The organism is Paenibacillus soyae, assembly GCF_024623455.1.
Taxonomy (GTDB): domain Bacteria; phylum Bacillota; class Bacilli; order Paenibacillales; family Paenibacillaceae; genus Pristimantibacillus; species Pristimantibacillus soyae.
The window spans coordinates 90,951-106,701 of the sequence record NZ_JANIPJ010000023.1 but is presented as its reverse complement, the minus strand read 5'-3'; the positions used below and the strand labels follow the sequence as shown (position 1 = coordinate 106,701).

8 protein-coding genes are annotated in these 15,751 nt (G+C 58.2%); all 8 read right to left on the bottom strand.

Annotated elements, in window-relative coordinates; translation table 11 throughout:
• Positions 1-462: 462 nt before the first annotated feature.
• Complete coding sequence (locus NQZ67_RS25115; protein ID WP_257451380.1) at positions 463-2,697, bottom strand: heavy metal translocating P-type ATPase; 2,235 nt, start codon at positions 2,695-2,697, stop codon at positions 463-465.
• A gap of 239 nt (positions 2,698-2,936) precedes the next feature.
• Positions 2,937-4,160 carry an NAD(P)/FAD-dependent oxidoreductase gene (locus NQZ67_RS25110; RefSeq protein WP_257451378.1) on the bottom strand — a complete coding sequence of 408 codons (1,224 nt, stop codon included), beginning with the start codon at positions 4,158-4,160 and terminating at the stop codon, positions 2,937-2,939.
• Positions 4,161-4,177: 17 nt separating this feature from the next.
• Positions 4,178-4,903 carry a methyltransferase domain-containing protein gene (locus tag NQZ67_RS25105; protein WP_257451376.1) on the bottom strand — a complete coding sequence of 242 codons (726 nt, stop codon included), beginning with the start codon at positions 4,901-4,903 and terminating at the stop codon, positions 4,178-4,180.
• A complete protein-coding gene (locus tag NQZ67_RS25100) occupies positions 4,896-6,077 on the bottom strand; it encodes a type III polyketide synthase (protein WP_371825358.1) in 1,182 nt (393 codons plus the stop codon). The genes NQZ67_RS25105 and NQZ67_RS25100 overlap by 8 nt, the downstream gene beginning before the upstream one ends.
• A 278-nt stretch (positions 6,078-6,355) precedes the next feature.
• Entirely contained in the window at positions 6,356-10,840 is a 4,485-nt protein-coding gene (locus tag NQZ67_RS25095) for an S-layer homology domain-containing protein (protein ID WP_257451372.1), read from the bottom strand.
• A gap of 202 nt (positions 10,841-11,042) precedes the next feature.
• Complete coding sequence (locus NQZ67_RS25090; protein WP_257451370.1) at positions 11,043-12,350, bottom strand: extracellular solute-binding protein; 1,308 nt, start codon at positions 12,348-12,350, stop codon at positions 11,043-11,045.
• Complete coding sequence (locus NQZ67_RS25085; RefSeq protein WP_257451368.1) at positions 12,340-13,908, bottom strand: response regulator transcription factor; 1,569 nt, start codon at positions 13,906-13,908, stop codon at positions 12,340-12,342. Before NQZ67_RS25085 ends, NQZ67_RS25090 begins: the two co-directional genes overlap by 11 nt.
• Positions 13,893-15,722, bottom strand: a complete 1,830-nt coding sequence (locus NQZ67_RS25080; RefSeq protein WP_257451365.1) for a sensor histidine kinase — start codon at positions 15,720-15,722, stop codon at positions 13,893-13,895. Before NQZ67_RS25080 ends, NQZ67_RS25085 begins: the two co-directional genes overlap by 16 nt.
• Between the last annotated feature and the right edge of the window lie 29 nt (positions 15,723-15,751).

Here is a 15,751-nt window from a genome sequence, read left to right as displayed (position 1 = left end):
AGAAATCTAACAAAAAAAGGTGGCAGGTGGCCAGGCGGGGGAGGAGGCCTCCTCCCCCGCCTGGCACCTCATTGATCCATCCCAGATGGATATTCTACAAGCTTACACAAACTTCTTGACGCTACCCTGCCGGCAGCTACTTTCGAGTGAATAAGACGATTAAAACGTCTTACAGACCTGCCAGCAGCTAATTTCGAGTGAATAAGACGATTAAAACGTCTTACAGCCATACCATCAGCTACTTTCGAGTGAATAAAACGATTAAAACGTCTTACAGCCCTGCCGGCAGCTACTTTCGAGTGAATAAGACGATTAAAACGTCTTACAGCCATGCCAGCAGCTACTTTCGAGTGAAGTCGGCCGCAGAAAAAAGCAGAGAGCCCAGCACCTCTCTCTGCTTCTATTCTCCCACACTTGCGCGCCGGATATCATCGCCTTACTAACGCCTTACTAATGGATCTGTTAAACCTTCGCCCGCTGCAAGCGAAGCGCGTTCAGCACGACGGATACGGAGCTGAGCGCCATCGCGGCGCCGGCGACCCACGGGGCAAGCAAGCCAATAGCCGCGATTGGAATGCCGAGCGTATTGTAGCCAAGCGCCCAGAACAGGTTTTGCTTGATGTTCGCCATCGTTTTGCGGCTGAGCAGGATTGCGTCCGGAATGCTGGCGAGGTCGCCGCGCATTAGAGTAACGTCGGCCGCCTCCATCGCGATGTCCGTGCCCGTGCCGATCGCCATGCCGACATCGGCCGTTGCGAGCGCCGGCGCGTCGTTGATGCCATCGCCGACCATGGCGACTTTGCGTCCCTGCTCCTGAAGCTTCTTTACTTCTTCCGCTTTGCCCTCCGGCAGCACCTCGGCCAGCACATGGTCAATGCCCGCCTGCGCCGCGATCGCTTCCGCCGTTCGTTTATTGTCGCCCGTTATCATGACGACCTGAATACCCATCGCCTTAAGCCTCGCGACTGCGGCTGCCGAGGATTCCTTGATCGTGTCGGCTACCGCCACCATGCCGGCATATGCGCCGTCGATGGCAATCAGCATAGCCGTCTTCCCGTCCTGCTCCAACCGTGACATTTGTTCATAGGCATCTCCGGCCATCACCCCGTGCTGCTCCAACAGGCGTCTAGTCCCGGCCAGTACCTCTCGGCCCTCTGCGGTCGCCCGGATGCCGTAACCCGGAATCGATTCGAACGCGTCGGCTGTGCCAAGCTCGATTCCCTTCTCTTCGATGCCGGCCACAATGGCCTCGGCAAGCGGATGCTCGGAGCCTTTCTCGGCGGCTCCTACTAAACGAAGAAATTGTGCTTCATCCCACGAAGAAACGATATCCGTAAGCACGGGCTTGCCTTTCGTGACCGTCCCCGTCTTATCCAGCACGACGGTATCGATGCGATGAGTTCCTTCCAGATGCTCCCCGCCCTTGAACAAAACGCCCAGCTCGGCGGCGCGGCCGGAGCCCGCCATAATGGAGGTCGGAGTCGCAAGGCCCAGGGCGCACGGGCAAGCGATAACCAGAATCGCGATCGCTTTCTCGAGCGATTCCCCGAATTCGCCCGGCGTGACGAAGAAGTACCATACCGCGAACGCCGCGATCGCGATGACGACCACGATCGGGACGAAGATGCCGGAGATAACATCCGCGATCCGCTGAATCGGCGCTTTGGAGCCTTGGGCATCCTCCACGACTTTGATGATTTGCGCGAGCGCCGTATCTTTGCCGACCTTCGTCGCTTTCATCCGCAGCAGCCCGTTTTTGTTCGATGTCGCTCCAATGAGCGTATCGCCTGCTTGCTTGGCGACGGGGAGACTCTCGCCCGTCAGCATCGATTCGTCTACCGCCGACCGCCCTTCGAGCACAATGCCGTCAACCGGTATTTTGTCGCCTGGCTTCACGATCACGACATCGCCTGGAAGCACGTCTTCGACCGGCACGCGCACCTCCGCTCCGTCCCTTACGACGAGAGCCGTCTTGGCTTGCAGGCTCATCAGAGATTTGATCGCGTCGGATGTACGCCCCTTGGCCAGCGCTTCGAACAGCTTTCCCATGACGACCAGCGTGATCAGCACCGCGCTCGTTTCGAAATAAAGCGACGGCCCATGGTGGACGGAAGCTCCCGCCATCGACCACTCAACCGTCAAATACAAGCTGTAGAAATAAGCGGCCGACGTGCCGAGGGAGACCAGCACATCCATATTGGCGCTGCCGTTGCGAAGCGCCTTGTACGCGCCCTTGTAGAAAGGAGCGCCTACGATGAATTGAACGGGCGTTGCCAGGATAAGCTGGAACCATGGGTTCATCAGCAGAGCCGGCACGGGGATCCATGAAGTGAAGCCGAAATGGCCCGCCATGCTCCAGAGTAGAGGCAGCGACAAGATGACCGATAACAGCAGCGTCAGCTTGTGCCGCTTGATTTCTTTGGCCTTGTGCTCCTCCGCGCGTCCTTCCTCCTGCTTGAGCATCGCCTCGTACCCGAGCTGCTTCACCTTGCCCTGCATATCTTCCACGCTGATCTCGGAAGGCAGGAAGCTGACGCTCGCCGTCTCCATCGCGAAGTTGACGCTGGCTTCGGTGACCCCCTGCAGGCGGTTCAGCCCTTTCTCGATTCGGTTCGCGCAAGCCGCGCAAGTCATGCCTGTTATATCGAAAGTCACTTGTTCATTCTGACGATTCGTCGCGAATTGTTCTTGTGTCATCGTTTAACACTCCCGTTTGTTTGTCATCTTATGTTCACAGTATACCCCACCCCCCTATATTCAGTCAATATACCCCCATACCGTATTATAAAAATTTTTTTGGGGCGAGGAGTAGCAACGGGAGCCAGCCGCACGCCAAAAAAACATCCCGCCCCCAGGACTATTCGTCCTGAAGGCGGGATGTTCGCCGGAGCGCCTCGATCGGATGGATGCCACAGCAAGCACGTAGCCGCCAACTCCTAAGACTCGACGATGGCCGGATTCCGGAGCCTCGTCGCCCGTACCATGCCGCTGGCCGCGCCAGGCGCCAGACGGGCGATCAACGGCAGCGCATAAGAGAGAACCGGAGAAGCGAGAAGCGAATGCGCCACCCTGCCCCATCGCAGCGGACCTGCGAATTCGCTTGCGACGGCCGCTCCGTACTCCCGCTCCCACTGTTCAACCGTCAGCTCGCCCCGCAGATAGCGGTCGGCAAACTTCCCGCACAGCTCGGCGGAGCGAAGCGCCATCGACATGCCGTCTCCGCAGAGAGGCGGAATACGGCATATGGCGTCGCCGATGAGGGGCATGCCGTTCCAAGGCACGGGCCGAAGCCCGACCCGGAACGGCGATACGGCCGCCGCGCTGCCCATAATGGGAAGGAGGCCGGCCATCCTCGCCTCCAATGCCGGGTGCCGGCGGATCGCCTCTTCCAGCATCGCCGCCACGGTGCGATGCTTGGCCGGGATATCGGCCCGGTCCAACAGAGCCGCGACGTTGACCTTCCCGTCCTCCACGGCGTTCAGACCGAGGTAGCCCCCGCGGAAAAAATAAAGCTCGACCGCATCCGGACGGGCCGCTGCCTCCGTCATCGCTTCGGCCGCTTTGGGGCTTCGGATGCGGTAATGCATTTTGACGCCCACGGAAGAGGACTTTGGCGCGCCTTTGCGTTTTTTCGGCGCGTCATTCGAGGTATCCCCCTCCTCGCCGCGTTCGCCGTACGAAAGCCCAGCACCGCCCCATGCCCCGATGACGGACCTCGCGAGCAGCTCTTCCGTTCTGTCCCCCGCGCGAACAAGAACCGCATAATGTTCGCCTTGCCTCGTCACCGCCGTAACGGTCACGCCTTCCCGGGCTTCCGCTCCGGCAGCCTCCGCCGCCCGATGGAGCTTCTCGTCCAGGAGAAACCGGCTAACCCCGAGCGCCTTGCCCGGCAGAGCCAGCGAGACCACGCCTCCGCCGCGCATATGCATGCTCGTCCGCGTGATCGCGCTTGGCGATAAGCTCTTCACTTCCTCAAGCAGGCCGAGCCGCGCCAGCGTTCCCTGCGACTCCGGCGATAGAAATTCGCCGCATACCTTGTGCCTCGGGAAGCGGTGCCGGTCGACGAGCGCCGTGTGCCAGCCCCGATCGGCCAGCAGCTTGGCCGCCGCGCTTCCCGCTACTCCCGCTCCAAGAACGATCGCATCATATATTTTAGTCACCCTTCATCACGCTCCATTCAATCATTATGGCCACCATCCTCCTTCGGAATCGTCACCGCGTACCGGAACAGCGGTCTCCACGAGTAGCTTAATCGCTCTAAGCCCGGCGTCCGGCGCAGCTTCTCCCAATCGTCGGCGCGAAATCCTTTGGCGACGGACAACGGTCCGTCATGCCGGATATACGGATTGTTCGAAATGACGCGCGTCGCCAGCCAGACCGCCGTCCATGGCAGCCAGTGGCGGTGAATATCGTTCAAGACGATGCCGATTCGGGAAATGTCCAGCATTCGGGAGACGGCGCCCGCCAGCTCCTCCCCCGAGAAATGATGCACGAACTGCGTTCCCGTCACGATATCCGCCGAATTCGCCTCGAGCTCGAACAAATCAGCCTGACGGATCTGAACGCGCGATTCGTTCCAATAGTAGAGCGACGCTTCCTTCGCCGCTTCCTCCGTTTTGTCCACAAGCGTTACGCCCAGCCGCACGCCTTCTTCCAGCGCCCACCGAAGCAGCCTCTTGTTTACGTCCCCCGAGCCCGATCCGATATCGACGATCGACAGCGTCCTCGGACTGCCCGCTTCCCGCCAAAGCTTCTTCACCCCGTACAGAGTCGGAGCCGCCGCTCCGAACAACCGGTTCAGCCTGCGCAGGTGCACGAGCGCTTCTCGAAGCTTCGGTCCTCCCTGGGACCAATCGTCCATGAGCTCGGGACGGCTTTCGCGAGCCTGTAAGGTTTTAGACATAGGCATCGGCCGCTTCGGCATTTTTGGTCTTGCCGCCCAACGAACCGGCCGGCGAATACGCGATCCGGATCATCTCCGCCGTCACGCCGGGACCGAACGCGAGCGCCACGCCTTCCTTGAACGCGGAGCCCTCCTCCGCCAGCTTCCGCTTCATCTCCGCCATCACGAACAGGAGGGTCGCGGACGACATATTGCCGTAATTCCGGAGAATGGACCGGCTGGCCGAGGTCTGCTCGTCCGATAGACCGAAGAGCTCCTGCAGCTCATCCACGATTCCTCTGCCGCCGGGGTGAATAGCCCACAGCTCCGGCTTCGGTGCGCCATCCAGCAGTCGTTCGACCTCTGCGGGGACATGATCGCCGATCAAACGCGGAATCGCCGTCGATAAGTACAGATCGAAGCCATGGTTGCCGACCTCCCACACCATTTCGCCGGCGCTTCCTTCAAGCAAGACCGTTCTTTCGTCCCCGAGCAGGAAGCCGTCCCGCTCCCGTCCTGTCCCTGAAGCTGCCCCTACGACGCAAGCGGATGCCCCGTCCCCGAAGAAGGAAGCTCCGTACAGCGCCTCGCGACCGCTTGAAGGCTGAATATGCAGCGTGCACAGCTCGACGCAGACGATCAAGACCTGCGCCTGCCCTTGTCCCGCCACCAGCCCCTTGGCCAAGGAGATCGCCTTCAGACCCGCCGCGCAGCCGAGAAACGTCAGCGGGAAACGCGCGACCGTCGGCCGCAGACCAAGTTCGCCGATGAGCGCGGCGTCCAGACCGGGCAAGTACTGCCCGGTGCAGCTCACGGTGATGAGATGTGTTATGTCCTCCGCAGCCGCGCCGCTGTCTGCCAGCGCTTTGCGCGCGGCTTCCTCCGCAAGCGGCACCGATGCACGCTTGTACACGCCCATTCGCTCGCTAGTCGTCGGCACATCGCCGCCGCCCAGCTCGGGTCCCCTGAAGTAGCGGCAGTTCTCCGCTTCCTCCAGCAGGTTCGGCTCGCACGTATACCGCTTCTCCACGCCGCATTGCTTGAAGATCCGTCTCGCCCAGCGGCTCGAATCCGTATGGCCGGCTGCCGCCAGCGCCTCCACCAGCCTGCGGGACGTATCCTCCTGCTCCATCCGGAACGGCGGCACCGCCGTTCCGATTCCCCATATCGCCGCGTTCGGCCATTCGTCCTTCATCCGCATCCCTCTTTCCCTGGTTACTTAAGCTTGTCTGCCGTATTTGAGGTACGATTAGACAAGCAGCCGATTAGGAACAGCATATTCGCACAAACGCTTGATTATGAGGAAACCGATACATTGAAAAAAAGCCTTATACCCGCAGCACCGGGAATCTGGCCGCTAGTATAAGACTTCTTCGCTTGGATCGTCTTGTCGTAGAGCAAAAACAGCCCACCCTCGGTTGAGGATGGACTGTTTTCTTCGAACGAACCGTGCATTTAAGATTGCATTGCAGCTTACTTTATATCATTTGATTCGTTCTTGCTTATTTTCTCGACCGTATCATCCGCGTTTTTGCGCAGATCGTATGTCGCGGACTCAATATCGGCGTAAGCCCAGTGCTCTGCCGATACATCCGGCCACGTCTGCTCCATATCGCTTAATAATGGCCTTTGGAACAGACGATTCAGCACGGTTACCGCTTCCGCGCGGGTTAACGTCTCTTCCGGCCGGAATGTTCCGTCCTGGAATCCAACCATCAGACCTGCGTCTTGGACCGCTGCGACAGCCGTGGCGGCCCAGTGGCCGGTCAGCTCTTGTGAAATTGCAAGATTTGTCGTCTCCAGCCCTTTCACTCGCGCAATCAATGCAGCCATCTCAGCGCGGGTTACGAATTCGGAAGGCAGGAACTTGCCCTTGTTGTCGCCCAAGAAAATGCCAGCCTCCGAAAGCTCGCGAATGGCTTCGGATGCCCAATGCGATGCGGATACATCAGGGAATGGGACCGTATCCACGGCTGCGGAGTCAAGAGAAACAAGCCGCCACATTGTCGCGGCCAGCTCGGCTCGCGTCATCTCTGCGTCTGGACGGAACGTTCCGTCAGGGTTGCCCTTCATGTAATGCATGTAGGTTCCGTCTCCCTCCACTGTTATGAAGGAGAACGTGCTGAATGTCTCGATCTCTATCTCATAGCCGATCGGATGCCCCTCGGCATCGAATACCAGATGCCCCTTCTCGACATCCTTTGTTCCGTCATGATGCTGAACGAAGATAGCCAGCTCGCTAAGGAAGGCCGAGCGCTCTTCCGTATCCGTTGGTATTCGAATGCCGGTCAGCGGAAACATAACATTCGTCTTGCGGTTCGTGTAGTTCGTCTCGATCATCATCGGCTGACCAACAACCTGAACCGCTTTACCCTTCGCATATTGCTGTAGTTCGGAAGCATGCATGACGCCTTGCGTAACTCCCTGCTGATCCGCCGCTTGTCTTACCGGCACGATATGGAAGAATAGATCCTCACCAGCTTCGCCAATACGGTCCAATGTCTCCGCGGATAACGTGATTCTCGCGCCGCTTGCTTCAATTACCAAATTCAGATCCGCTTCCTTAAGCTTGGACAGCGCATCCGAAGACACTTTCACGGACACTTCGTCAGCCGGATCGCCTGGCAAATCGTCGATAATGATTCTGGCAAGCTTCTGATTGCCCGCTTCCGCCGTTGCGATCACTTCGTCTGCTTTCGTTCCGCTCATGGCAACCGAGTCGACTGACTTACCCTGTCCGTTAACGGAACGAGCGATGTCAACCTTCACAACGTTTTGGTTCGCATCCCCCGTCACGACTTGCGCTTGACGAACAGACGTCTGAGGCGTATTGCCACTTGAAGCCGCCGCTTGCCGCGTTGCGGTTATCGTATACGTTTGCGTCGATCCGCCATCCGCGGTCACGACAATGGTGATCGTATTGACGCCGGAATTAAGATTAACCGTCTCCCGACCAGTCGGGGAAATTCGTCCGTTAATGGTCACCGAGGCCGTTGGATCAAGCTTAGCGGCCGTGATGTTCAACTGACCGACGCCGTTTTCGACTGCCATTGTATACGACCGTTGGCCCGACGTGAACGTTGGGGAGGGCTCTCCCTCCCCGGTTGATAATGCAGCCAAGTCGGCAGACACGACACGGACTGTTCTCGTCACCTCGGGAGCCGCATTGTTGCTCGAATCCGATACATTGTATTTCAGCTGATAGGTTCCCAGAACAGCCGTGTTAACGGAACCCGTGACGACGATATCATCCGTTAAATCCTTATCCAACTCGTCATATGCCGAGCGACCTGGCTCTACGTATACTTCGCCTACCAGCAAATAGATGGTTTGTTCGCCATTCAACGTAATCGATGGCGGCGTGCTGTCGACAATGTCAAATTGCACGTCGGCGGAAGACGACTTGGCATCCGCATTGCCGTTAGTCGTTCCGTCATCGATCACCGTGTAAGTAAACCCGGCCGCTCCAATATAGTTGTCATCAGGTACGAATTCCACTTGCCCGTTCACCAATTGAACCGTTCCTCCGATCGGCGAGTCGACGGATATGACCGTCAACGACTGCTGCTGCTCGTTCAGCGCTCCGGTTGAATCATTGGCGATCAAATCGGCATAGGGAATCGTCACTTTGTCCGAACCAGCCTCTACATCGGCAAGGGTATCCACATTCGCGACGGGAGCGTCGTTCACTTCGCTTACCGTTATCAGAGCCCGGGCTGTAAGACTCAATCCTTCTCCGGTTGCGCTCAGAGCCGCCTGCACGTCAAAACCGAAATCGTCAAGCGCCGGCGTATTTGCATTCGGATCCGGCGTAAACTTCAGGCCGGCGCCGCCTTCGGATGAGGTGATGAAATCCCCGTTATCGATGCGCGTTGTCCCGTCGTTCTTATACAGCGTGCCGCCGGTAATGCCCGTAATTTTATAATGCGTCACTTCCATTCCGTCCGTGGCGTTCTTCGAAATAACCAGTCCGCTCGTTGTTTGGGTATCCTCCGCCGTCGATGCCCCGCTTACGCTTGGCTGGTCGGCTACCGGTCCTACGTCGAATTCGACCATGCCGTCGTAATCCAGAGGATCTGCCGAACCGTTCGTTGTGCCATTGTCCGCAATCGTGTATTTGAAGCTGGCCTGCCCGGAGAAATTCGAGTTCGGCGTGAAGATCGCATCCGTTCCTTCGATCCGGACCGCCCCGCCGACCGGTTCTTTGACGGATGTAACCGTCAAGGATTGGCCGCTCTCATTGGCAGGTCCCGGTGAATCATTACCTAGAAGCGCCTCGAACGGAATGATCCGCTCGCCCGAGTCTTCCTGAATAGCCGACAAAGTATCGTCCGCAGCTGTCGGGTAGTCGTTGACTTCCGATACCATGATCGATGCTTGCGCGGCGGCGCCAAGACCTGATCCTAGAGCATCCTTGGACGCTTGCACCAAAAAGCCAAAGCCGACCGTACCGTTAGCGTTTGGATCGGGCGTAAACTTCAATCCGCTCAAACCTTCGGATACGGTGATGAAACTCCCCTCGTTAATGCGCGTGGTCCCATCATTCTGATACAGCGTGCCGCCGGTAATGCCCGTAATTTTATAATGCGTCACTTCCGCACCGTCCTCCGAATGGCGCTCAATGACAAGTCCGTTCGACGTTTGCGTATCTTCCGCAGTTTCGGCATCCGTAACGGTAGGAGCTCCTGCAGTGCCTTCAATTTGAAACGATACCGAAGTCCCGCTTGTACTCGGATCAGCTGTGCCGGCTGTTACGCCGTTATCTTGCAGCGTATAATCAAATCCGGCTGCTCCGCGATAGTCGAGGCCAGGGGTAAAAATAACGTTCGTCCCTTCGATCCGAACCGTTCCTCCTGCCGGGTTCGATACCGAAGCGATGATAAGCGATTGCTGGCCTTCATTCGCCGGACCCGCGTTATCGTTCGCGGTCAATGCCGCGAAGGGGATGATCCGGTCTCCCGAGTTCTCCGCGATTGCCGTCAAAACGTCAACATTCGCCGTCGGCGCGTCGTTCACTTCACTGACTTGAATGGCAGCCGCTGCTTCGGCGCTAAGTCCCGTACCTGCCGCATCCTGCGCAGCCTGCACCTTGAACGTAAACGGGCCGTCCGTTTCCGAATTGGCATTCGCATGAGGCACGAACTTCAGCCCCGCCTCTCCCTCTGCCTTCGTAATGAAGCTATTATCGGCGATCTCCGTCACGCCATCGTTTTTATACAATCGTCCGCCCGTAATGCCGCTAATCTTGTAATTAGTTACAGGCACCGTGTCCGCCCCATTCGGAGTGATAACCAATCCGTTGGTCGTGCCTGTATCTTCTGCCGTCGAAGCGGCCGTCACGGAAGGGATGCCCGCGGGTTCGCTTCCCATCTCCAGCACCAGCTGAGGATGGAAGATCGAGTCAGCGTAGTTATCTGCTGCATAAAGAATCTCTATTTCGTCAGCTTCATTGCTCATTAATGCAAAAGTTACGAGATTATTCTTGTTGGGATCCATTTGTAATTTCACGAAGTCGGTTACATCAAATTCAACCCAGGAACTTGAGCTAATCGCACCATTGGTTGAAATCGGCTGTGATCCATGGGCTGGAAAGGCAACCCCCCAATCGTCTGTCTCGGAACCATAAACCGAAATTTCGGGTGTTCGACTCGAATCCATGGTATTGTCGGAAATATTCGTGATATAAAGGCGAAGCTTAGCAGACGTAACCGTACCTGTGCCCGGCAGCTGGAATTGAACAGCCGATCTTTGAATTCCGTAACCCATCGCGGATGGTCCGAGCCAATTCTCCTCCATATCCATCTGGCTACCTTGTTCATCCCAGAATCCGTCTTGGGAAGGGTATATAATGGCGGGGCCCGCCGCATGGGCGTAATCCAGAATCGGCATTTGCTGCGGAGAAGATAGCAGCATCGAGGTAAGTGTCGTAACCGCGATCAAAACAGGAAGTTTTTTCATCTTTTGCTCCTCTAGTCTCGTCATGATGATAGCAGAAAAGAATCTACCGATTAATCTAGTTCTATAGTACTACCATTGAATCTATCATATGGGCACCTCGTTGTTTTGTCTATGTAAAATCAATAAGTATTCACGAATGAGCATAAGTAAGCAGTCGATTCGAATAAAAAAGAAGCGGTCCGTCGCCGGACAGCTTCTTCCTTCATTTTTTATTCCCCCGCAAAACCCCATCCATCTCCCCCGCCGCTTCCTGCAGCGTCTCCCTTACGTCCCGGCCCGAGATGAAGATGTCCTCCATCGCCGCGTCATACAGCTGCTCGATTTCGTTCCATTCCGGAATCGACGGGCGATAGAAGGCATCCGGAATGCCAGCCATGTACGGCTCGAGATAGCGGATCGCCGCGTTGTCCGAACGCCGGCCCGCTTCGAACGCATTCGTATTCGCGGGAATGAGGCCCGCTTCCATCAGCTTCAGCTGCGTCGCCTCCGACGTCATCCAGCTCATGAACGTCCACGCCTCCTGCTTGTTGCGCGCCCCTTTGGTCATGACCAGGCTTTCTCCGCCGATAAGGGAGCCATAGTCGCCGTCGCTGGGGAACGGCACCGGCACGGTCCGCTGAAGCAGATCGGCGTCGACGCCCGCGCTGTTCAGGAGAATGCTGTAGTACCACGGTCCGTCGTCGATCATTAAGAACCGGTTCGACGCGTACACTTCCTTCCACAGATCGGCATTCCCCTCCAGCATCCAAGGGTTAATGACGCCCTGCCGGAACAACCGGCGCAGCTCTTCCATCGCGGCCGCGCTCTCTTCGCTGTCGAGATAGCCGGACGTGCGCGTGAAGCCGGGATCCGCCAAATGGCCGCCGAGCGCGAAGAAATAAGGAAGGCTGTGCCATAGCTCGATGCCGGACATGCCGATCACGTAGCCGCTCTGCTCGGCAACGGCGGCGGCATCGGCGAATGACGCGGGCGGCTCCGCGAGGCCGAGCTTCCCGAGCAAGCCGGCGTTGTAGATCGCGGCCTTCGTCGTAATGTTCAGCGGCACTCCGTAGACCCGGCCCCCGTACCGGTTCGTCTCTAGCATCCGCGTCCGAAGCTGCGAGGATACGTCCTCGTAGCCGGCGAACGAATCGACCGGCTCGAGCAGCCCCATCCGCGCGAATTCCGGCACCCACGTATAGTCCATGCGGATAATATCGGGCGTTTTGCCGGCGGACGCGCGGGCTTGAAGCGCGGAGCGGTACTCTTGATTGTGGGTTTGCCTCACCGATTCGATAACGATGCCGGGATGCTCCGCTTCGAACGCGGGAATGATCTCCTGCTCGAACAGAATCGTCTCCTCGTCGCTGTACGTATGCCAAATCACGATTCGCTTCTCCTGCTCCTCGCCAAGCCTCGGAACGGCGCCCGGGTCGTCGATGATCGAATCGCTCATGCAGCCGGCGAGCGTCGCGGCAGCCACCGTTGCTAATACCAACGTCTGGAACCAACGGCGCGGGTTAACCTTCATCCGACACCTCCCCCTCCAGCTCCCTGTAATCGACGGGGGAACGGCCCGTAATTTTCTTGAACAGCTTGCTGAAATATTTGACGTCGCCGAACCCGGACTGCTCCGCGACCTCGTACACCTTCAGCTCCGATCCGGCCAGCAGCTCCTTCGCCCGCTGCACGCGCAGCTTGATGACGTAGTCGATGAAGTTCTCGCCCGTCACCTTCTTGAACAGGATCGAGAAGTAATTTTTGCTCACATGCACGTAATCGGCAACCTGCTGAAGCGTCATCGGCTCCAAATAATGCGTCCGGATATAATCGAGCGACTTGTCGATCGGATGAACGGCGCCGGGCCCTTCGAATCCGCCGGACGGCCTTGCTTTGCGCAGCTCGGCCACGCTGGCCTGCAGCGTATCGCACAGCTCGCCGAGCGTCTCCGACTTGAACAGCCGGTCGAACGATTCCACCAGCGTGTACGGATCGACCTGCCGTTTGAACAGGACCGACAGCACCCGGCTCGCTTCTTCCTTCAGCCGCAGCGGCGGGCAGCCGCCCTTCGACCAATCCCGGCGCCACTCGGCGATCGCCGCGGCCAGCTTCTCTTCGCCGTCGTCCGCCTGCTCCTGATACAGCCCGGGCAGCCGGCTGCCCTCTCGCTCTAGATCGCGTCCCGCATCGTAGGCGTAGATGCCGCTTCCTTCGAAGAAGCCGCGGTCCGCCGCCTTCCTGCCAAGCGCATACGCCTCGCGAATAGCGCCGGCGCCGGACCCGGCCGTATAGCCGATCGTGACGCTGCCCGCGCCGTCCTCCTCCAGCTTCGACGCGAGCCCGCGCAGCCGGCTGCCGCTCGCGTCCGCTTCCCAAGCCGCGCCTTGAGGCGGCTTCGGCATAAGGAACAGAAGCTCGTTCTCCCCGGTTTGAACGGCGATTCCTTCAGGCTCATTTTCGTACAAATGCTCCATCATCTGCTCTAGCAGCACGGACTTGTGCAAGTAGCCTTCCTGCTCCTCGATCGAATGGACCTTGTTCAGCAGAATGACCGCCCCAAGGAAATCGCCGTCCAGCCAGTCCGGATATCCGCCTTCCGGCAGGCCCTCGCTCTTCTGGAGCAAATGCTGCTTCAGCTCGCCCTCGTAGCGTTTGCGCGCAAGCGTCCGATCTTCTTCTCCCGACCGGCGGCCTCCTCCTGCCGGACTCTCTTTCTCCAGCTGATCTTTGCACCGCCGCAGCACCTGAAGCAGCTCCTCGGGCTCGAGCGTATGCTTCAAAATATAATCCGTTACGCCAAGCTTCAGCCCTTCCCGGACGTACTCGAAATCGTTGTGGCTGCTGACGAGAACGACCTTCATCCGCGGGTGCTTCGCCAGCGCCTGCTTCGTCAGGGCAAGACCGTCCAGCACCGGCATCTTAATATCCGTGATCAGAATGTCGACCGGCTCCTCTTCCAGCTGCTCGAGCGCCTCGGCTCCGTTCGCGCAGTCCGCGACGATCCGGATTCCTTCCCTCGCCCAATCGACGGAGGCTTTGATGCCGAACCGGATAATCGGCTCATCGTCCACGATCATAGCTGTCCACATGCTGCTTCCCCCTCCTGCTTCGGCGTTTTTTTCGGGAATAACACGATCCGGGCCTCGGCTCCGCCTTCCTCCCGCGGCTCCAGCGTCACCTTGGAGCCATGCTCGAAGTACAGCCGCGCGCATTCGTGCACATGCTGCAGTCCGATGCCCGTATGGCCCTCGCGAACGGCTTTCTCCACCGACGCCATCACGTCTTCCTTCTCCGGGAGAAGCCCGATTCCGTTATCCGTCACCGTTATGATGACCGCTTCCCCTTCGGAGGCGACGTCGATGCCGATTTCGCCGTCCGTGCCCTTAGGCACGATGCCGTGGAATATCGCGTTCTCCACCAGCGGCTGGATCAGCATGCGCGGCACCGGAAGCGCCGCCGCAGACTCCTCCACGCTCAAGCGCAAATGGAACTTCAGATTGTATCTCATTTCCAGGATGACCAAATATTTTTCGATAATGTCCAGCTCCTCCGCGATCGTCACGAAGCTGCCCTTCTTGCCCATATTGGCTTCAAGTAGCCTCGTCAAGGCGGAGATGCCTTCATAGGCCTTCTCGGATTGGCCGTATTTGATCAGCCAGCGGATCGTGCCGAGCGTATTGAACAGGAAGTGAGGGTTGATGCGGTGGACGGCCGCCCGAAGCTCCGCCTCCTGCTTCAGCTTCTGCTCCTCCGTCACCTGCTCCATCAGCACGTTGATGTCGCCGATCATTTTGTTGAACTGATGGCTCATCAAGCCGAATTCGTCGTTCGTACGGACATCCGTCCGCACCGTCAGATCGCCCTTCTGCACCAGCTTCATGCCTTTGGTCAGCTGCTTGACCGGCCGCGTGACGCGGCTCGCGATGACGAGCCCCATGCCGATGCCGAGAAGAGTGAATACGCCGAACGACATCAGAATATTGCGGTGCAGCGCGCTCAGCCGGTCCGTTATTTCATGAACGGGCACCGTGCCGACCAGCAACCAGCCGTTGCTGAGCGGCTGCTTCACCCCATAATGATGCACGTCCTCCTGCTTGAATTCGAATTCGATGCGCTGATCGTTCGTAATATGGGCAAGCAGCTCCCGGTTCGGCACGACGCTTCCGATCCGTCCCTGATCCGCCGACACCATGATGCGCCCTTCGCCGTTCACGACGAAGAAGCTTCCCGTCTGCCCGAGCTTCATCTCCTCGATTTTGTCGATAAGCTTGCGTCCGTTCAGATTGACCAAAATATAGCCGACCGTCGCGCCGCTCCCGTAATCCTTGATCGCTCTGCCGATGGGAAGCACCATCTCCGTGTTGTCCCCTCCGCTGCTAAGCTGGTCGGCCATGATCGGGCTCCAGACGAGTCCGCCTTCCAACTCTCTCGCCTCCGCGGCCCATGGCTGATCCTGCACGTAGTAACGGGCCAGCTTGACCCGGGAGAACGTGCCGCTCCCCCATCCCGTCTCATGATCCTTAAGGACGTACACGATATTGACGAAGGAGCTGGAATAGACGACGTTGTTCAGGAAGCTCTTCATATACTCTTCGTTCTCGCGCCATAGAACCAGATCCACCCCTTCGGACGGCTGATTCGCCAGCACATGCTGGATGCGGGAGTCGATGTAGATCATATCGGACACGTCGCTGCCCGCGTTGAAAATAAAAGATAAAGAGTCCGCGCCCTGCTTCGCGATCTGAATGGAAGCCTCGCGCACGTTCTGCTTCACGGTGGCGTTCGAGACGACATAGAAGGAGAAGCTGGTGAACAAGGTCGGGATCAGAATAACGAGCACGAAAGCCGCAATCATCCGGGCCGTAAAAGACATCCGGTTCCGCTTGCGCCATCTTTCCGCCATCTTGCGATCCTCCTCCTCTCTAGTCCGGC